A 19518-nucleotide genomic window follows, 5' to 3' on the forward strand; every position below is an offset into this window, starting at 1 on the left:
TGTGCATGAAATAGACCTGGATTTTTCGGACAGCCCAGATTCTTAAGTTCAGTGTAGGCTTGAGTAAGCTCTGCACAAAAAAACGCAAAAACTATCGGGATTGTCCCTCTTTTCGACACAATTGACCGATACCCAAGGTCGAGCATGGCCGAAATCCAATCGGCGATTAAACGACAACAAAATGATACGAGGGGACACGAATGCGTGCAGTATTTGGACTAGTCCTGATTATAGGGGTGGCTTTGGCCGGTGGCGCTGTTTACTTGGCGCGGGACTATATCGCCCAGACTCAGGCAGAAGTGGAGCGACAGAAACGAGCGGCGGAAGAGGCTTTGGCGAATGTCAAATCCGTGCCGACTGTTGACGTTTTGGTATCAACACGCGCCCTGAAATATGGTGAGCGCATCGCCCAGGAAGATGTGCGCGTCGTGAAATGGCCCGAAGATGCGATTCCCGAAGGCACTTTTTCCGAAATGGCAGCATTTTTTCCAGAAGCAGCAAAGGGCGACCGTTTTGTACTGAGGACAATGGAAAAAGATGAAGCTTTGATGGCCGTCAAAGTGACTGAGCCGGGCGAAGCAGCAGGTCTGACCTCGCGCCTTGCCAAAGGGATGCGTGCGTTCGCAATCCGTGTCGACGTGGCCTCGGGGGTTTCGGGCTTCCTACGCCCCAGCGACAAGGTCGACGTGTATTGGACCGGCTCTCTTAGCGGTGCGATTGCCGGCAACAACGGCGAAATCACTCGTCTGATCCAGACAAATATCGAGTTGATTGCAGTCGACCAAACCGCCGGATCAGATCTGGCTGGCGCAACGATCGCGCGTACTGTTACTGTTGCGGCTACACCTGAACAGATTGCCGCCCTAGCGCAAGCGCAGAACACAGGCCGTTTGTCATTGGCTCTGGTTGGCGTACAAGATGAGACGGTCGCAAGCGCCGTCGAGGTTGACCAACGCAAGTTGTTGGGAATCAAAGAGACCGCTCCTGCGGCACCTGCAGCCGTCGAAGAAGTCTGCACGATTAAGACCCGTCGCGGCGCCGAAATCTTTGATACCGGAATCGTGACACCCTGCACAAACTAGCGCCAAATCAGCGCTTTAGGATGACAGGCCGCGCCTCTGCGCGGCTTGTTTCATTTTGGATGTTGCGAATTGTCCACATAAGGAAAATTCCAGAAACCCTTGATTATTGCAATAAATTCGTAATTCGCGCAGGGTTAACAGGCATAAGGTGCTAAACCTAAAACGAGGCGTGATCGGAGAGGCAGGTCACATGAAAATATATTCTTGGATCAGCGCAACCCTGCTGGGGTTGACGCTTGTTATCAGTTCAATCGGTGAGACCGCCTGGGCTGAAAGTCTTCGCGTGGTAAAGAAGGGAACAGCGGAAACGCTGGATGTCCCGATGAACCGCGCCATTGTTGTTGAGAGTGAGCAGCCGTTCGCCGAGCTCAGCATTGCCAACGCTGGCATCGCTGATATTTCGTCGCTTTCGGATCGCACGATCTATGTATTGGGTAAAGCGCCCGGTCTGACCACTCTGACATTGTTCGACGGTGCAGGTAACTTGCTTGCGAATGTTCGGGTCCGGGTTTCGCCGGATGTATCGGAGTTCAAAGAGCGTCTGCGTCAGATTCTTCCCAATGAGCGGATTGAAGTACGAACTGCAAATGACGGGATCGTATTGTCCGGGACAGTATCCAGTTCCGGCAAACTGGCCCGCGCATTGGAGTTGGCCGAGCGCTACGCGCCCGAACGTGTGTCCAACCTGATGTCGGTCGGTGGTGTTCAACAAGTGATGCTGAAAGTTCGCTTTGCCGAGATGAACCGGTCGGTTGCCAAAAGTCTGACCGCTTCGCTGGGCTTTGCCGGGACTGACACATCAGGTGGTTTCAACACGTTGAACAACCTTCCGGCTCTGACGAATGCGTTGAACAATAACATTCCAGTCGTTCAGACCAATACCGGCGCAATCCTCTTTGGATTTGGCGCAGGGTCTACTCAGGTTCGCCTGCTGCTTGAAGCGTTGGAATCCAAAGGCCTGGCCCGCAGCCTGGCAGAACCGAATCTCTCGGCCCTGTCCGGTCAGGAAGCCACCTTCCTTGCCGGTGGTGAGGTCCCGATTCCTGTGCCACAGGACGATGGCGTCATCGCGATCGAATATCGCGCCTTCGGCGTAGAGATGGACTTTATCCCCCGCGTTCTGGATGACGGCATTATTAATCTTGAAATGGCGGCCTCTGTGTCGGCCATTGACGGAAACTCGGACTTCACAATCCAGGGTGACAATGTTCCCACCTTCATCGTTCGCCAAACCAGCACAACTGTTGAACTGCGCGATGGTGAGAGCTTCGCAATCGCTGGGCTGATTCAGGATGACTTTACCGACATCAACAGCCAGGTTCCCTGGATCGGCGATGTGCCGGTTTTGGGTGCCCTGTTCCGCAGCGCGGAATACCAGCGTGCGCAAAGTGAGTTGGTCATCATTGTGACGGCACACCTGGTGTCGCCCACACGTGGCGAAGCTTTGGCATTGCCGACAGATCGGGTCAAACCGCCCAGCGAATTTGATCTGTTTATCAATGGCCGTGTCGCACGAACCGAACCCGCCGGAGCCGGCGCGGCTTCTGAGGTCGCCAAGCAGGACTTCGGTAGCTCTTACGGCTACGTCCTGGATTGATAGGAGGATAGGACCAATGCAAAAGTGGATAATCGCACTGGGTCTTTCGGTCTCTGTCACCGCGTGTACGCGAGAGGCCGGATATGAAATCGACCAAGGCGCATTCGGAAATGCGACACTGCACAACACGCGTGTCCTGAACGGCGACCTGAGCTACGCTCAAATTCTGGGTCAGAGATTCGCCGCCGAGGTGCCGACGCAGATCAACTTTGCCTTCGACAGCGCACAGCTGGATGAATCGGCACGGCGGATTCTGTTGCGGCAAGCGGCTTGGATCAAACAATTCCCAGAAGCGCGGTTCCGCGTCTATGGGCACACTGATGCGGTCGGCTCTCAGGCTTATAACCAGGCCTTGGGTCAACGCCGGGCGAACGCCGCAGTGGCATTCCTGACCCAACAGGGCATTTCACGCTCTCGTCTTGAAGCTGTTGCATCCTTCGGCAAGACGCGTCCGTTGATCGACACCCCGAACCGGGATCGCCGCAACCGCCGGACAGTGACCGAGGTTTCCGGCTTTGTGGACGGCAACCCGTTGATTCTGGACGGAAAATACGCCGAGGTGATCTACCGCGAGTATATCGGCAGCGCGACCTATGCCAACCAATTGCGCTCTGAAACCGCTCTCGGCACCATCACCGGCAACGAATAAAACAATAAACTTGAATTGGGCGACATCGTCGCCCAATTCCCTACAATTGGTTCTTTTGCGCCTAAATCTTGCCTAAGTTCCAAGCCACATTTTCAACAATTGGGTGAAGTCGGCCGTAAAAGGCCGCAGCAGGGCAACAGCCAGCCTGATCGAACGATTGCGTTCGCCGGGATGGCTGCCCTCATGATGAGGATTGGGTTAATGACAAGCGCAACGACGCAAGATGACAACACCGCCATTCTGGCCTGCACGATCAGCAGAGATGTCCAGAATTTCGACTTGCTCATCGAAGATATGGAAGCCGCTCTGGGTGAGCGCTGGGGCGATCTGGGATTTGCGGAAGCACTTGCTTTCTTTGGACAGCCCGAGGCGGACAACCTGGAATTCGTCGCTCTTGCCATCGACGGCGAAGACGAGGACAACCTGACCCAGATGGGCGAGATCATCTCGCGCGCTAAAGAAAAGAAAATCAAAGTCGTCCTTATTGCCGAAGATGTGACTCCGGCATCGCTGCATCAGTTGCTGCGCAAGGGCGCGGACGAATTTGTTCCCTACCCTCTTCCCGAAGGCGAACTGCAAGAAGCAATCGCGCGCATGAATCAGCCTGACCCCGTCGTTGTCGCACAACAAGCTGCGGTTCAGCTGACGCAGGGCGAGTCGAAAGAAGGTGCTTTGTTCGTTGTGCATGGGCTGGCTGGCGGCGTCGGATCGACGACAATGGCCGTCAACCTTGCCTGGGAATTGGCAACCGCATCGGACAAGGAAACCCCGAAGGTCTGCCTGTTGGATCTGGATTTGCAGTTTGGCACCGTGTCGACCTATCTGGACCTGCCGCGTCGAGAAACGGTGTTCGAGATGCTGTCAGACACGGATTCGATGGATGACGATGTCTTCTCGCAAGCGCTGCAAAGCTACGAAGACAAGATGCAGGTTCTAACGGCCCCTTCGGACATGGTTCCGCTGGATCTGATCACTCCCGAAGACATCCAGCGCGTGATTGATACCGCGCGCAAGCACTTTGACTATGTGATCGTCGATATGCCGAGCACGCTGGTGCAGTGGTCGGAAACCGTTCTTCAGGCCGCGCATGTATATTTCGCCCTGATCGAGCTGGATATGCGCTCGGCCCAAAACGCTCTGCGCCTCAAGCGCGCGTTGCAGGCCGAGGAACTGCCCTTCAACAAGCTACGGTTTGCCCTGAACCGGGCCCCGAAATTCACTGATCTAAACGGTAAAAGCCGCGTGAAACGTATGGGCGAAAGCCTGGGTATTTCGATTGATCTGCAACTACCCGACGGCGGCAAGCCGGTGATGCAAAGCGGCGATCACGGTCTACCGCTGGCCAATTCGGCAGCAAAGAACCCATTGCGCAAGGAAATCGCAAAACTGGCAAAGTCACTTCACACCCTTGGCAGCAGCAGCGCCGAGGCCGCGTAACATCATCCCAAAGGGGGATCCGACGTGTTTTCAAGATACAAGAAACAGCCCGCCGGACAGCCGGTCGAAGCAATCAAGGCGCAAGCCGCGACACCTGCCCCGGCGCCGGAAAAAGCAGCTTCGGCGACTGCGGTCGCGCGGCGTCCGCTCAAGAAAAAAACCGCCGAGCCGGTCGCAAGTGACAAGGAACGCAAGCGTAAGGAGCGGTTGGGCGAGATCAAGATCGAGTTGCATCGTGAACTGCTTGAGAACCTGAACCTGGCGGCCCTTGAGAATGCGGGCGAAGCCGAACTGCGGGCCGAGATCAGCTCGATCGCCAGCGAGGTTCTGGAAGACAAGAACATCGTGCTCAACCGCGATGACCGTTCGCAACTGAACAAAGAACTATATGACGAAGTCACCGGGCTTGGGCCGCTGGAAACGCTGCTTCAGGACGATACCGTAAACGATATTCTGGTAAACGGCCCGCAACAGATTTTCGTGGAACGTCATGGTAAGCTGGAAATCAGCGACATCACGTTCAAAGATGAAAAGCACCTGATGCGGATCATCGACAAGATCGTGTCCGCCGTGGGTCGTCGTGTGGATGAATCCAACCCGTATGTTGACGCCCGTCTGGCCGATGGTTCGCGTTTCAACGCTATGGTGCCGCCAATTGCGGTGGATGGCTCGCTTGTGTCCATTCGTAAGTTCAAAAAGGACAAGCTGGGCATTGACGACCTGGTCAATTTCGGCGCGTTCACCGAAGAAATGGCCGCCTATTTGCAAGCCGCCGTGTCGACCCGGCTGAACGTGATCGTCTCGGGAGGTACCGGTTCGGGTAAAACGACCACGCTGAACGCCCTGTCCAGCTTTATCGATGACGCCGAGCGTATCCTGACCATCGAGGATACGGCGGAACTTCAGCTGCAACAGACCCATGTGGGCCGGATGGAAAGCCGTCCACCAAACGTGGAAGGCAAAGGCGAAGTCAGCCCGCGCGACTGTCTGAAGAACGCCCTGCGTATGCGCCCTGACCGCATCATCGTGGGTGAAACGCGTGGCGCCGAGGTGATCGACATGTTGCAGGCTATGAACACTGGCCACGATGGTTCGATGACGACAATCCACGCCAACTCGGCCCGTGATGGGATTTCGCGTCTGGAAAACATGATTGCGATGGCCGGGATCGAAATGCCGATCAAGGCGGTCCGCAGCCAGATCTCAAGCGCTGTGAACCTGATCGTGCAAGCCAGCCGCTTGCAGGATGGCTCGCGCCGAATGACCTCGATCACTGAGATCACAGGCATGGAAGGTGACGTCATTTCGATGCAAGAAATTTTTAGATTTCAACGTGTTGGATTGACGCCTGAGAACAAAATCATCGGTCATTTCACCGCCACCGGTGTACGTAGCCACTATTCGGAACGGTTCCGTCTGTGGGGCTTTGACCTGCCCCCAGCGATCTACGAACCGACGACAATGTAAGGAGTTCCCATTATGCAACTGCCAGTCGAGGCCCTTATTTACGTCGTCATTTTCGTCGCCGTATTGGCACTGGTCGAAGGGATCTATCTGGTCGCCTTCGGCAAATCCATCAGCTTAAACAGCCGCGTCAATCGACGTCTGGACATGCTCGATAAAGGTGTCGGGCGCGAACAGGTTCTGGAACAGCTGCGCAAGGAAATGCAGCAGCACATGAAATCCCAGAGCATCCCGCTCTATTCGCTTCTGGCCGACAAAGCGCAGAAGGCGGCGATTGCGTTTTCGCCGCGGCAACTGATCATGATCATGGTCCTGGTGTCGGGCTTTGCCTTCATGGGGTTGAGCATCGGAACCGCAACAGATGTGGTCCTGCGTATTGCGCTCTCAATCGCTATCGGCGTTGGAGGCGTGTATGCGTGGGTGAATCACAAGGCCGGCAAGCGCATGGCCATGCTGGAAGAACAATTGCCAGATGCTGTGGAACTGATGGTGCGTTCGCTTCGGGTCGGTAACCCGTTCGTATCCACCATCCAGATTGTGGCGAACGAGGTTCAGGATCCACTTGCAACCGAGTTTGGCGTGATTGCGGACGAATGTGCCTATGGCCGCGACGTAGGCGAGGCCCTGAAGGATCTGGCCGAGCGGCTCGACATGCAGGATCTGCGCTTTCTGTCCGTTGCCGTCGGCATTCAGCAACAATCCGGGGGTAACCTGGCCGAGGTTCTTGCTGGTTTGGCGCTTGTCATTCGATCGCGGTTCCGTCTGTTCCGTCGTGTAAAAGCCATCACGGCCGAGGCGAAATGGTCCGGTAAGTTCCTGTCCGGCTTCCCCGTCTTTTGCCTGGTCTTCATTCTGGTGAAAGACCCTGGATACTATGACGAGGTTCTGGACCATCCCTGGTTTATCCCGGCATGCTTCTTTGTTGGCATCATGCTCACGGTGAACCTAATCGTCATGCGCATTCTCACAAACATTAAGGTCTGAGGAGGACCCCATGGAATTCCTGACCCATATCAATAACTTGATCACAGAACATCTCGGCGAATTCGGCCCGTTGATCATCGTGGGCGCGCTGGGGGTACTAATGATCCTTGTCGCAATTCCGTTGATGATGAATCAGCGTGAAGATCCGCTGAAAAAGTTGCAGCGTTCGCAAGCGGCACCGAAGAAGAGCAAGAAGGACAAGCGCGACAAACTGCGCACCGCAGGCCGCAACGAACAGCTTGAAAAGTTTTCGAGCTTTCTGGAGCCGAAAAATGAAGAAGAACTCTCTGCAATGCAGCTCAAACTGCGTCAGGCGGGGTATCAGTCCAAGGACGCCGTTCGCTTCTTCCACTTTGCGCAATTCGCTCTGGGCATCGTCGGCCTACTGATCGGTATGTCTTTGGTAACCGTTTTTGCCGGAGACCAGGAGTTCACCTCGCAACAGATGATCATTCGCGTTTTGATCCCTGCGGCCGCTCTCTACTTCCTGCCCCGCTATTGGATCACCAGACGCGTCGCCGAGCGGCAGGGTGCCATTGAAGCCGGCTTCCCTGACACGTTAGACTTGATGCTGGTTTGTGTTGAGGCCGGCCAATCATTGGACCAGGCCATCGTCCGGGTCGCGTCCGAAATGAAAGCCTCCTACCCTGACATCGCGCAGGAGTTCGAGGTCGTCGCCTACGAGCTGAAGGCTGGTAAGGACAAAGACACTGTTCTGCGTGACTTTGGGACGCGATGCGGGGTGCAGGACGTCAACTCGTTCGTGACAGTGATGATCCAGTCGGCCACTTTCGGGACGTCGATCGCAGACGCTCTGCGGGTTTATGCCAGCGAAATGCGTGACAAACGTGTTATGCGGGCCGAAGAGGCCGCTAACAAGTTGCCAACCAAAATGACACTTGCCACAATGATTTTGACGGTGCCGCCGTTGCTGGTCATTTTGGTCGGTCCTTCGGCAAAAGCTATCTCGGATTTCGCAAACACTGGCAGTGGTTAAAAAAACCGATGAAAAACATAAACAGGGGCGTCTCAAACAGGGTGCGCCGCATGCTGCAGGCCATCATGGTTTTTACCATGGTGGCCTCTTGCACGGAAACGACACAGAGTGACAACCTCACCCCGCCTAGTTTTGATCCAGATGGCGAGGCCGAGGATCCGTTGGTGGTCGCCAATCGCCTGCTGGTATCGGGTGAATATGATCTTGCCTTGGATTCCTTTGCCCGTGCCGCTCTGGATCAGGGTATGACCTCCGAAATCCTGACCGGTATGGGCACTGCAAATCTGGGTCTGAAGCAGTTGAAGCCGGCTGAAACCCTGTTGCGCCGCGCGGTCGAGGAGGACCCTGAATGGTCCGTTGCCTGGAACAATCTGGGCGTTTTGCTGATCGAAAAAGGCGAATATCCTGAGGCCGCTCAGGTCTTTCGGCGCGCCTTCGCGTTGGACAATGGCGAAAGTGACGCAATTCTGGACAATCTGCGCTTAGCTCTCGCAAAAATGGAAAATCCTGTTAATACTACTCCAGAAGAACAAGAATACACACTGGAGCAGCAAGGCGACGGGCAATTCACGCTTCGCAAGCTCCCGGAACCAGAGCCTGAGCAGTAAGGGACGCAAAAATGCGCCAACAATTCTTGATTCCGTCGATGGTTTTGTGTGGGTTGATCCTGTCGGCCTGCGAAAAAGAAACCGAAGAGGAAAAGGTCGAAAAGACGTTTCAGGAAGTAAACGTCATCGACGAGACCAATTTGAACGATGTCCTGCTGACCGCCGCAGACCCGAACGAGGCCGTGACCTATTTCCAGGGCGCAGCCGCAAAGAACCCCGGTCGGATTGATTTGCAGCGCGGTCTGGCCATTTCACTGTCTCGCGCGAAACGCACCACCGAGGCGACGGCCGCCTGGAAAAAGGTCACCACCATGAAAGGGTCCGGCAACGTGGACCGTGTGGAGTATGCGGACGCGTTGGTCCGGTCGGGCGATTGGAAGCAGGCCAAGACGGTGCTGGACGGTATTTCGCCAACCTATGAGACATTCAAACGGTATCGCCTCGAGGCGGTTGTCGCGGATTCTCAAAAAGATTGGAACCGCGCGGACCATTTTTATGAAACCGCTGTCGGTTTGACGACCCGTCCCGGAAGCGTGATGAACAATTGGGGCTATTCCAAACTGTCGCGCGGCGATTACGAAGACGCAGAGCGTCTGTTCGCTGAAGCAATTCGTCAGGACCGGACCCTCTTTACCGCCAAGAACAATCTGGTTCTGGCGCGTGCGGCTCAGGGAAACTATGCGATGCCGGTTGTCCCGATGACGCAGGTTGAACGCGCTATGTTGCTGAACACAATGGGGATTTCCGCAGTCAAACAAGGCGATGTTGCCACTGCGAAGAACCTGTTCCGGGAAGCGATTTCCACGCACCCGCAGCACTACGAGGAAGCGGTTCGTTCGCTCCGTGCGCTCGAGGAAGCCTGATTGATGCACATCCCAGCAGAGGCCGCGGCCTGGTTTTTGCCGTTCGTCCTGCCGATCTGTTTTTATGTTGCTTTCACCGACATGCGCGAGATGCTGATCAAGAACCACGCTGTGGTAGCGTTGTTTGGCGTCTTTGTGGTGATCGGTCTGTTTCTACTGCCTCCTTGGTCAATGGAGTGGACGCAGGGGCGGCTGGGGCCAATTGCGATTTCCCTTCCACCTTATATCTGGCAACTTCTGCACGCGCTCGTCTTTCTGGTTTTGGGCATCCTGTTTAATGTCGCCGGGGTCATGGGCGCGGGGGACGCCAAGTTCATTGCGGCGGCTTCTCCGTTTGTGTGGACCGCCGATTTTCGTGCGGTGATCCTGATTTTGATGGCAACTACATTGGCGGCATTTGCCACGCATCGGTTGGCCAAGGCGACCCCCTTAAGGGCCATCGCACCCGAATGGGAAAGCTGGAACAGGGGCAAGCAATTTCCCATGGGATTTGCGCTTGGCGGTAGCCTCGCCCTTTATCTGATACTGGGAACTGTTTACGGCTCGTAAACTATCATTAACCCGCCTTGTCGATGCCTTGGTACTGCCACAAAGCAAGGCCAGTTTTTCTACCAAGCGGCCCCGTGGGGGCTTTTGGCGTGAATACTGGATAGACGGGCGACGCTCATGAATATGCAGACAACCTCGGTCATGGCCCCTCCTGCCCCCAAAGGGCTGGGTGAAATGCGGCTTCCGATCGTGATGATGCGGGACATTCTGTTGAAAACGATGTTCCGCAAGAACGTAGACACCGTTTCGGAAGTGGCCGAAGCGATTTGCCTGCCCGGTGCGGTAACACAGGAATTGATCGATATCTCACGCGAACAAAAATTGCTTGAGGCGACAGGTACGCTGAACGCCAATAGCGGCAATGAGATGGGTTACCAGTTGACCGATGCCGGTAAGGCGCGGGCGCTGGATGCGCTTAGCCAGTCGGAATACTTTGGCGCGATGCCGGTTCCGCTGGACGTGTACCGCGAACAGGTCAAGCGCCAGTCGATCCGCAATATTCAGGTGACACGCGATCAGCTAACCGGTGCTATGGGCCATCTGGTTCTGCCCGACAGCCTGTTGGATCACCTTGGACCTGCGGTCAGCGCGGGTCGCTCGATCCTGATGTATGGACCGCCCGGCAATGGTAAATCCTCGATTTCGAACGGGATTCGCGATGCGTTGGGGGACAGCGTGTATGTTCCCCGCGCCATCGAATATGCCGGTCAAGTGATCACCGTTTATGACCCGATCGTACACACGGCGATCGAACAAGAGGCTGACGACCCCAACAGCCTGCGCCGCCGCAAACGGTTCGACACCCGCTATGTGCAGTGCGAGCGTCCGACCGTTGTGACCGGTGGTGAATTGTCGCTCAGCATGCTGGACTTAGTCTACAACCCCACCGCGCGGACCTATCAGGCCCCGCTGCAGCTGAAATCGACCGGCGGCATCTTTATCGTGGACGACCTTGGCCGTCAGGCCGAGCCACCCCAGGCATTGATCAACCGCTGGATTGTTCCGCTGGAAGAAAGCAAGGATATCCTTGGTCTGCAATCGGGCGAGAAATTCGAGGTGCCTTTTGACACGCTGGTGATCTTTTCGACCAACTTCCACCCGAATGAGATTTTCGACCAAGCGGCCTTGCGCCGGATCTTCTTTAAGATCAAGATCGACGGTCCTAACCAGGAAAACTTCCTGAAAATTTTCGCCATGGTCGCCCGCAAACGCGGCATGCCACTGGATGAAGCGGCTTTGGTGCATCTGTTGAAGGTCAAATACCCGACCATCAACAATATCTACGCCAATTATCAGCCGATCTTCCTGATCGACCAGATGATCTCGATCTGCGAATTCGAAGGCATCCCCTATCAGATGAGCCCCGACCTGATCGACCGCGCCTGGGCCAACATGTTCGTCAAAGAAGAAAAGATCGTTCACTAACCCCTGCCATTCTGACGCCGGGCGGGCCATCATACGGCCATGACGCCGATTCCCGCCCGGATCACCGACTGGTTCACGACCAAAGGCTGGTCGATCCATCCCCACCAACTAGATATGTTCGACCGGGCCATGGACCCGGCAACGTTGCTGATCGCGCCCACGGGTGGCGGCAAGACGATGGCCGGGTTTCTGCCGACATTGGCCGAACTGTCCGAAAGTGCTCCAGAGGGTCTGCATACGATCTATGTCTCGCCGCTCAAGGCGCTGGCGGCGGATATCCGGCGCAACCTGCGGGGCCCAGCGGATGAGATCGGCCTGCCCATCCGCATCGAGGACCGCACAGGTGACACTTCGGCCACGCAGAAGAAACGCCAACGGGTGGACCCTCCGCATATCCTACTAACCACGCCGGAAAGCCTGGCTCTGTTGACCTCATACGAAGACGCGCAACGCATGTTTCACGGGGTACAGCGTGTGATCGTTGATGAGATTCACGCGCTGGCCGAAAGCAAGCGGGGAGATCAGTTGATGCTGGCGCTGGCGCGGCTGCAAACACTCGGCCCGACTATGCGGCGTGTGGGGCTATCTGCTACGGTCGAGGACCCGGACTCCATCGCCCGGTTTCTGGCCCGGCACCCCGACCCCTGCCAAATCGTACAGGCCGACCCCGGACCAGACCCCGACATTCAGATGCTTGAAACCCAGGAGCTGCCGCCGTGGTCCGGCGGCGGGGCCGCCTATGCCATTCCTGCGGTTCTGAAACAGATCAAAGAGCACAAAACAACGCTGATCTTTCACAATACCCGCGCGCAGGCCGAGGTTTTCTTTCATAACCTGTGGCTCGCCAATGAAGACGCCCTGCCCATTGGCATCCACCACGGCAGTCTGGATCGGCAACAGCGTGAACGGGTCGAGGCCGCAATGGTGCGGGGCGATTTGCGCGCGATTGTGTGTACCGGTTCGTTGGATCTGGGCATCGACTGGGGCGACGTGGACCTTGTGATCCAGATCGGTGCGCCCAAGAATGTCAAACGTCTGGTTCAGCGGATCGGGCGCGCCAATCACCGCTACAACGCGCCCTCGAAGGCTCTGCTGGTGCCCGCAAACCGGTTCGAGGTGGTGGAATGCGTCGCAGCACTCGAAGCTGCACGAGCCCATGATTTGGACGGGGAACCGCGCGGCGCAGGACCTCGCGATGTGCTGTGTCAGCATATCCTGATCGCGGCGGCGGCAGGCCCGTTTGATGCGGATGCGCTTTATTCGGAAATGGTGGCCGCCGGACCGTTCGCCGATCTGTCCCGCCTGCAATTCAATGATTGTCTGGAGTTCTGCGCCACCGGAGGATACGCCCTGCGCGCTTATGACCGTTGGCAGCGGCTGCAACGACGCCCCGATGGCATGTGGCAGTTGCGCGATCCACGCGCGGCGCAGCGCATCCGTATGAACTTGGGAACTATTCAGGACACCGACACGCTGAAAGTTCGGCTGAAACGCAATCGCGGCGGCAAACCGCTGGGCGAGGTTGAAGAGGCCTTTGCCGCCACGCTCACCCCCGGTGACACGTTTCTGATCGGCGGTCAGATCGTGCGTTACGAAGGCCTGCGCGACATGACGGTTGAGGTCAGCCGACGCGCGGATCGCAAGCCAAAAGTCGCTGTGTTCTCGGGCACGAAGTTTGCCACCTCGACGCAGCTTAGCGACCGTATTCTGCGTATGTTTGCCCAACCGGACTGGCCACAACTGCCCTCGCACACGGCGGACTGGCTAGCCCTGCAACGGCAGGTTTCACGCCTTCCCAGCCGTGAGCGTCTACTGATCGAAAGCTTCCCCTCGGACGGGCGCGAACATCTGTGTGTTTACGGGTTTGCCGGGCGCAATGCGCAGCAAACGCTGGGTTTGTTGCTGACCAAACGGATGGAGGAAACCGGCCTTGCGCCGCTGGGGTTTGTCGCCACCGACTATGCCACCCTGATCTGGGGGTTGGACGCCGTCACCGACCCGCGCCCCCTGTTTCAGGCCGAGACGCTGCGCGATGGAGTGGACACGTGGCTGGCGGGCAATGCCGTGATGAAACGCACCTTCCGCAGCTCGGCGACCATTGCGGGACTGATCGAGCGCAACACCGGCGGGCAGCGCAAAAGCGGGCGGCAGGCGACGTTTTCCTCAGACATTCTGTATGACACGTTGCTAAAATACGACCCCGACCACCTGCTGATGCAGATCACCCGCGAAGAGGCGATGCGCGGTCTGGTCGACTTTGGCCGGATCGAGGACATGATTGCACGGATCGGCAACCGCATCGACCTGTTGCGGTTGGATAGCGTCTCACCGCTGGCCGCGCCCCTGTTTCTCGAGGTCGGCAAAGTCCCCGTCAAGGGCGCTGCCGAGGAGCGGCTTTTAGCCGAAGAAAGCGCGCGGCTGTTGCAAGAAGCAGGGTTGGCACCATAGCGAATCCGCTTGCAGCGCCGCAGAAAACCCGCAAAGAACGTATCATGAACGATCTGACATTCACCTTTGCGGGGCATACGCTGCGCGCTTTGGGGAGCGGGGCGCTTTGGTGGCCCGAACAAAGCCTGCTTTGCGTGTCTGACCTGCATCTGGGCAAGTCAGAGCGTCTGGCGCGCCGATCCGGCCTGACTTTACCGCCCTATGAAAACCGGGACACCTTGGCGCGGCTTTCCTCGGACATCGCCCACACGCAGGCCGATACGGTAATTTGCTTAGGAGACAGCTTTGACGACCTGGACTCGACGCAGGGCCTGAACGAAGCCGAAAGATTGCAGATCGCAGCCTCGCAAGCCGGTCGCCGCTGGATTTGGATCGAAGGCAATCACGACCCCGGACCGGTCGATCTGGGCGGCGCGCATCTGGCCGAGCATTCAGTTTCGGGCCTGACCTTCCGCCATATCGCGCACCCTGACGGAAAGACCGAAATCTCGGGCCACTACCATCCCAAGGTGCGGCTAAAACTACGAGGACGGTCAATCTCGCGCCCCGCATTTCTGCTGGACAAACGCCGCCTGATCCTGCCCGCCTATGGCACCTATACCGGCGGTCTTCGCAGCACACAGGCTGCTGTGTCCGAACTAATGGGGGTTGACGCAATGGCCATTTTGATCGGGACACACCCCCAAATGGTCCCTATGCCGAGATAGCGAATTCAGACAATCCCTTGCTCTTCCAGCATGGGCTTGTACTTGCGGCTGATCGGAACCAGGTCGCCATTTTCAAGGCGCAGAAACGTCTTGCCACCATGTTTTTCGACACCAGCAATGGCGCTGCCAACTACCCAATGCGACCGATGGGTACAATACCCAAGGACAGGCTCCATCTCGTCAATCGCATCTGAAAGCCGTGACCGGATGGTAAATGTACCCTCTGATGTCACGACATCCACGGAATGGTCCCGCACCGCCAATCGGTGGATCTGTCCAGAAAACCCCTTAGGCAAGCGTCGTGTCAGACGGGGTTGAACAGCAATCTTTTCCGGCGCTTCGGGCATGGGGCTGCGCGTCATCAAAAGCCCGGTCGCGAACAAAGCCCCATAAGAGGCAACCGGCAAAAATCCGGGCGACTGAGCTCCCTGCGCGGCGAAGAGCAGCCAGACCATCACCCATAAGCAGGGAAGGAACAGCACCAATATTACCGGAATTACCGCCAGATCACGCCGCGACAATTCTAACTTTCTGAACCAGTTGCAGCTGATCCTCCGCGCAGCCCATGTTGCCGCGATGGCCAAAGCCGTGACACCGGACCAGAACACCAGACGCGACAGGAATGGCAGGCTTAGTTCAGGGAAAGGTTGGAGCGCAAAAGCCAACAAAGGCAGAAAAACGAAACCCGCGATCACTCGGCGCAAAGTAAACTCGGCCAGAATTGAGTTCAGTATGGTCTTCATATTGGCTCTGCAAATCCCCCCGGCCCCGGCCAATCCATCGACCTAGGTCGTAACCAGCTGGGATTACTGATTTATCACCGTTTCCTTCCACGAAAAAGCCTGACCGTGCAAATTTAATATTTCCACAATGAATCGCGAAAGAGGCCGAAGAGTCGATGAACTCCACGGCCTTTTCTATTCGCCCTAAGTAAAAATTCAGGTCAAGCCGTCAGCCCCTCGGGCTCGGGCAGGCCATTCGCGCGGCAGCACGCTGTCAGAGTGTTGGCCAGCAGGCAGGCGATGGTCATCGGACCTACGCCACCCGGAACCGGCGTGATCGCGCCTGCGCGCTCAGCGGCGCTGGCGTAGTCGACGTCTCCGACCAGCTTGTTCTTGCCGTCACGCTCAATGCGGTTGATGCCCACGTCGATGACAGTCGCACCTTCCTTGATCCAGTCGCCCGGCACCATTTCGGGGCGGCCCACAGCGGCGACAACGATGTCGGCGCGGCGCACGACGTCCGGCAGGTCTTTGGTGCGGCTATGCGCGATGGTCACGGTGCAGCTATCGCCCAGCAGCAGTTGCGCCATCGGCTTACCCACGATGTTCGAACGACCGATCACAACAGCGTCCATACCCGACAGAGAGCCGTGGTGGTCGCGCAGCATCATCAGACAGCCCAGCGGCGTGCAAGGCACCATCGACTTCTGGCCGGTGCCCAACAGACCCACGTTCGAGATGTGGAAGCCATCCACATCCTTGGCCGGGTCGATCGAGTTGATCACCAGATCTTCGTTCAGGTGCTTGGGCAGCGGCAGCTGCACCAGAATGCCGTGCACGGCCGGATCGTTGTTTAGCTTGTCGATCAGTGCCAGCAGGTCTTCTTCCGAGGTCTCGGCGTCCAGCTTGTGCTCGTACGAGTTCATGCCGACCTCGACGGTCTGCTTGCCCTTTGAGCGGACATAAACCTGGCTGGCCGGATCCTCGCCCACCAGAACCACGGCCAGACCGGGCGTGATACCGTTTTCCTCTTTCAACTTTGCAACCTGATCAGCCACTTGTGCACGCACATTCGCTGCAAAGGCCTTACCGTCGATAACCTGGGCTACCATCCTGTGATCCCTTCTTTCCAAAAACGGATCGGGCGCAAAGCGCCCGGTCATTCATTCCGGCCCAAGAACGCGCTCCTCACGCGCAATCGACCAGTCAATCAAAATGCGCCACAACTGCTCGGCCAGATCAGGATCCATACCCAACGCATCCGAGCTGTCGCGTACCCGCTGCACCACTTCTTCAACACGATCCGGGATACGGGCTGGCAGCCCTTCGGCCGGTTTAAGCTGCGTGGCGCGGTCGATGTAACCTGCGCGCGTCACCAACATCTCGATCAGTTGGCGGTCCAGCTTATCGATCTGAACCCGCAATTCCTGCATAGAATGACAGTCTTGCGGAGGTGTCAGAGTGGGCATAGCGATCTCCTCATGGACCGGGGATATCCCCGGACCATGAGATGGTTCAAAAACCGGCTTAGAACAAGCCTTCGATCTCACCTGCGTCGTTAAGGCAGATGGTTTCCGCAGCAGGTTTACGCGGCAGGCCAGGCATGGTCATGATCTCTCCACAGACAACCACGATGAAGCCGGCACCAGCGGACAGGCGGACTTCACGCACCGGGACCGAGTGGCCGGTGGGCGCACCGCGCAGGGTCGGATCGGTCGAGAACGAGTACTGGGTTTTCGCCATGCAGACCGGCAGGTTGCCATAGCCCGCGTCTTCCCACTCGCGCAGTTGGTTACGGATTTTGTTGTCGGCCAGAACCTCATCGGCGCGGTAGATGCGCTTGGCGATGGTTTCAACCTTCTCGAACAACGGCATGTCATCGGGGTAGATCGGCGCGAAGTTAGCAGTGCCACCTTCGACGATTTCCACGACTTTTTCGGCCAGCGGCGCCGAGCCTTCCGAGCCCAGTTCCCAGTGACGTGACAGAACCGCTTCGACTCCGTGATCGGCGCAATATTTCTTGACCGCATCAACTTCGGCATCGGTGTCGGTGACGAAGTGGTTGATAGCGACAACGACCGGAACACCGAAGGACTTCACGTTCTCGATGTGACGGCCCAGGTTGGCGCAGCCGGACTGAACCGCGTCGACGTTTTCGGCACCCAGATCGGCCTTGGCAACGCCGCCGTTCATCTTCATTGCGCGCACGGTGGCAACCAGCACCACTGCCGACGGAGCAATGCCCGCCTTGCGGCACTTGATGTTCATGAACTTCTCGGCACCCAGGTCGGCTCCAAAGCCTGCTTCGGTCACGACATAGTCAGCAACTTTCAGCGCGGTCTTGGTCGCGATGACCGAGTTACAGCCGTGCGCGATGTTTGCGAACGGGCCGCCATGGACGAAGGCCGGGTTGTTTTCCAGCGTCTGTACCAGGTTCGGCTGCATTGCGTCTTTCAGCAGAACGGTCATTGCGCCTTCGGCTTTGATGTCGCGGCAATAGACCGGGGTCTTGTCGCGGCGGTAAGCAACGATGATGTCGCCCAGGCGCTTTTCCAGGTCTTTCAGGTCGTTGGCCAGGCACAGGATCGCCATAACTTCCGACGCCACGGTGATGTCAAAGCCAGCTTCACGCGGGAAACCGTTCGACACGCCGCCCAGCGAGGCGGTGATCTGACGCAGAGCGCGGTCGTTCATGTCGACCACACGACGCCATGCAACGCGACGGATGTCGATGTCACACTCGTTGCCCCAATAGATGTGGTTGTCGATCATCGCCGACAGCAGCGAGTGGGCCGAGGTGATGGCATGGAAGTCACCGGTGAAGTGCAGGTTCATTTCCTCCATCGGAACAACCTGCGCGTAACCGCCACCTGCAGCGCCGCCCTTCATGCCGAAGTTCGGGCCAAGCGAGGCTTCGCGGATACAGATCATCGCGTTTTTGCCGATGCGGTTCAGGCCGTCGCCCAGACCCACGGTGGTGGTGGTCTTGCCTTCACCCGCAGGGGTCGGGTTGATCGCGGTGACAAGGATCAGCTTGCCGTCTTCACGGTCCTGAACCGAGTTGATGAAGTCCTGGCTGACCTTTGCCTTGTCGTGGCCATAAGGCAGCAGATCGGCGGATTCGATGCCGATCTTGGCACCGATTTCCTGAATCGGTTTCTTATTCGCTTCGCGGGCGATTTCGATGTCGGATTTGTAGCTCATTGGGCAAGATCCCTGATTGAATGCCTTGCAAACCGGCGCAAATAGCCCGGTGCTGATCAATCCATACAATTGTGTACCAAAGCGATGGATATGGATTCCGACATAATCACGCCGTGAAACGGCGTAGCGTCACTTAGGGGGTCGCGTAACGTAAGCTTGATCGTTTCCCATCGGAAATCCTGTGTCTTAAGGTGCCCAAGCGCGCTGATCGGGGACGAACAGCTTTAGCTGGTCACCCAGATGTAGCGCTCCGGGCCTTTCAACCCATGCAGTCACCCCACGCCGCCCCTTGGCTGCGGGCTTGAACGCGGCACCATGGCCGGGCAAATCGGCCTCGACCTCGCGGCCGGGAATCACGCAAGGGCGGTTTTCCATATCCACCGTGATCGTTACTCCATCCGGCCCCTGCAGACGCGACGAAGGCGGGATATGGGTAAAGTCAGGAATACCGCGCAAAAGGATGCTGACCCCCAGGTAGGACGCGTCCAGCGTTTCAAGCCCCATCTCGGTAGCAGTTGCCTGCATCTCCTCTTCAGACAGCACCGAGAGTTGCCGCACATTTCGGATTTCTGTGCCTTTGGGATAAAGGTTCGTCATCCGCACACATGAAGCGCGGTTTTCGCCCTCATGCCGCTCTCCGGCGACACCTGCAAAACCCAGCGACAAAGCGGGTACGGAGTCGGCACGGATGGACCGACCAGCCGGTACATGGCCCAACCAGACCACTTCGCCCATGAATTCCGTTTCGCGCATGACCGGCATAATCATCCCCTTTACAGCTT

The 19518-nt window shown here is 57.2% G+C and carries 18 protein-coding genes; 13 read left to right on the forward strand and 5 right to left on the reverse strand.

The genetic code is table 11. The features are described 5' to 3' along the window. Positions 1–200 precede the first annotated feature (200 nt). From cpaB to pdeM, 13 genes are all read left to right on the forward strand, one after another. On the forward strand, positions 201–1082 hold the full coding sequence (cpaB, locus tag ACR3E7_RS09210) for a Flp pilus assembly protein CpaB (protein WP_170782872.1): 882 nt from the start codon (positions 201–203) through the stop codon (positions 1080–1082). Between the two features lie 190 nt (positions 1083–1272). Next, positions 1273–2679 (forward strand): type II and III secretion system protein family protein, encoded by a 1407-nt coding sequence (locus tag ACR3E7_RS09215; RefSeq protein WP_170782873.1) that lies wholly within the window; start codon positions 1273–1275, stop codon positions 2677–2679. 16 nt (positions 2680–2695) lie between these two features. Further along, positions 2696–3328, forward strand: coding sequence for an OmpA family protein (locus ACR3E7_RS09220; protein WP_480502783.1), 633 nt, complete (start codon positions 2696–2698; stop codon positions 3326–3328). A gap of 201 nt (positions 3329–3529) precedes the next feature. Next, positions 3530–4765 carry a CpaE/TadZ family protein gene (locus tag ACR3E7_RS09225; RefSeq protein WP_170769982.1) on the forward strand — a complete coding sequence of 412 codons (1236 nt, stop codon included), beginning with the start codon at positions 3530–3532 and terminating at the stop codon, positions 4763–4765. A 24-nt stretch (positions 4766–4789) separates the two neighbouring features. After that, positions 4790–6232, forward strand: a complete 1443-nt coding sequence (locus ACR3E7_RS09230; RefSeq protein ID WP_170769981.1) for a TadA family conjugal transfer-associated ATPase — start codon at positions 4790–4792, stop codon at positions 6230–6232. A 12-nt stretch (positions 6233–6244) separates the two neighbouring features. Beyond that, on the forward strand, positions 6245–7213 hold the full coding sequence (locus ACR3E7_RS09235; RefSeq protein ID WP_170769980.1) for a type II secretion system F family protein: 969 nt from the start codon (positions 6245–6247) through the stop codon (positions 7211–7213). A gap of 10 nt (positions 7214–7223) precedes the next feature. After that, positions 7224–8210 (forward strand): type II secretion system F family protein, encoded by a 987-nt coding sequence (locus ACR3E7_RS09240; protein ID WP_170769979.1) that lies wholly within the window; start codon positions 7224–7226, stop codon positions 8208–8210. A gap of 50 nt (positions 8211–8260) precedes the next feature. After that, positions 8261–8818, forward strand: a complete 558-nt coding sequence (locus tag ACR3E7_RS09245; RefSeq protein ID WP_237218035.1) for a tetratricopeptide repeat protein — start codon at positions 8261–8263, stop codon at positions 8816–8818. Between the two features lie 11 nt (positions 8819–8829). Next, positions 8830–9681 carry a tetratricopeptide repeat protein gene (locus ACR3E7_RS09250; RefSeq protein ID WP_480502784.1) on the forward strand — a complete coding sequence of 284 codons (852 nt, stop codon included), beginning with the start codon at positions 8830–8832 and terminating at the stop codon, positions 9679–9681. Positions 9682–9684: 3 nt separating this feature from the next. Continuing rightward, the gene (locus tag ACR3E7_RS09255) at positions 9685–10230 is read left to right on the forward strand and encodes a prepilin peptidase (RefSeq protein ID WP_170769977.1); all 546 of its coding nucleotides are present in this window, start codon (positions 9685–9687) and stop codon (positions 10228–10230) included. 117 nt (positions 10231–10347) lie between these two features. Continuing rightward, positions 10348–11655: an ATPase gene (locus ACR3E7_RS09260; RefSeq protein WP_170769976.1), complete on the forward strand. Its 1308-nt coding sequence runs from the start codon at positions 10348–10350 to the stop codon at positions 11653–11655. A gap of 39 nt (positions 11656–11694) precedes the next feature. Next, on the forward strand, positions 11695–14103 hold the full coding sequence (locus ACR3E7_RS09265; RefSeq protein WP_480502785.1) for a ligase-associated DNA damage response DEXH box helicase: 2409 nt from the start codon (positions 11695–11697) through the stop codon (positions 14101–14103). A 44-nt stretch (positions 14104–14147) separates the two neighbouring features. After that, positions 14148–14810: a ligase-associated DNA damage response endonuclease PdeM gene (gene pdeM / locus ACR3E7_RS09270; RefSeq protein WP_480502787.1), complete on the forward strand. Its 663-nt coding sequence runs from the start codon at positions 14148–14150 to the stop codon at positions 14808–14810. Between the two features lie 5 nt (positions 14811–14815). Here pdeM and ACR3E7_RS09275 read toward each other — a convergent pair whose 3' ends face one another. The 5 genes from ACR3E7_RS09275 to ACR3E7_RS09295 form a co-directional block, all read right to left on the reverse strand. Then, positions 14816–15553, reverse strand: coding sequence for a LytTR family DNA-binding domain-containing protein (locus ACR3E7_RS09275; RefSeq protein ID WP_480502788.1), 738 nt, complete (start codon positions 15551–15553; stop codon positions 14816–14818). A gap of 200 nt (positions 15554–15753) precedes the next feature. Beyond that, a complete protein-coding gene (gene folD, locus ACR3E7_RS09280) occupies positions 15754–16644 on the reverse strand; it encodes a bifunctional methylenetetrahydrofolate dehydrogenase/methenyltetrahydrofolate cyclohydrolase FolD (RefSeq protein WP_170790388.1) in 891 nt (296 codons plus the stop codon). 51 nt (positions 16645–16695) lie between these two features. Continuing rightward, positions 16696–17001 (reverse strand): chorismate mutase, encoded by a 306-nt coding sequence (locus ACR3E7_RS09285; protein WP_170769971.1) that lies wholly within the window; start codon positions 16999–17001, stop codon positions 16696–16698. Positions 17002–17059: 58 nt separating this feature from the next. After that, positions 17060–18736 carry a formate--tetrahydrofolate ligase gene (locus tag ACR3E7_RS09290; RefSeq protein WP_170769970.1) on the reverse strand — a complete coding sequence of 559 codons (1677 nt, stop codon included), beginning with the start codon at positions 18734–18736 and terminating at the stop codon, positions 17060–17062. 186 nt (positions 18737–18922) lie between these two features. Beyond that, a complete protein-coding gene (locus ACR3E7_RS09295) occupies positions 18923–19498 on the reverse strand; it encodes an MOSC domain-containing protein (RefSeq protein WP_480502789.1) in 576 nt (191 codons plus the stop codon). Positions 19499–19518: the final 20 nt, after the last annotated feature.

The organism is Ruegeria sp. BK1 (assembly GCF_056535645.1).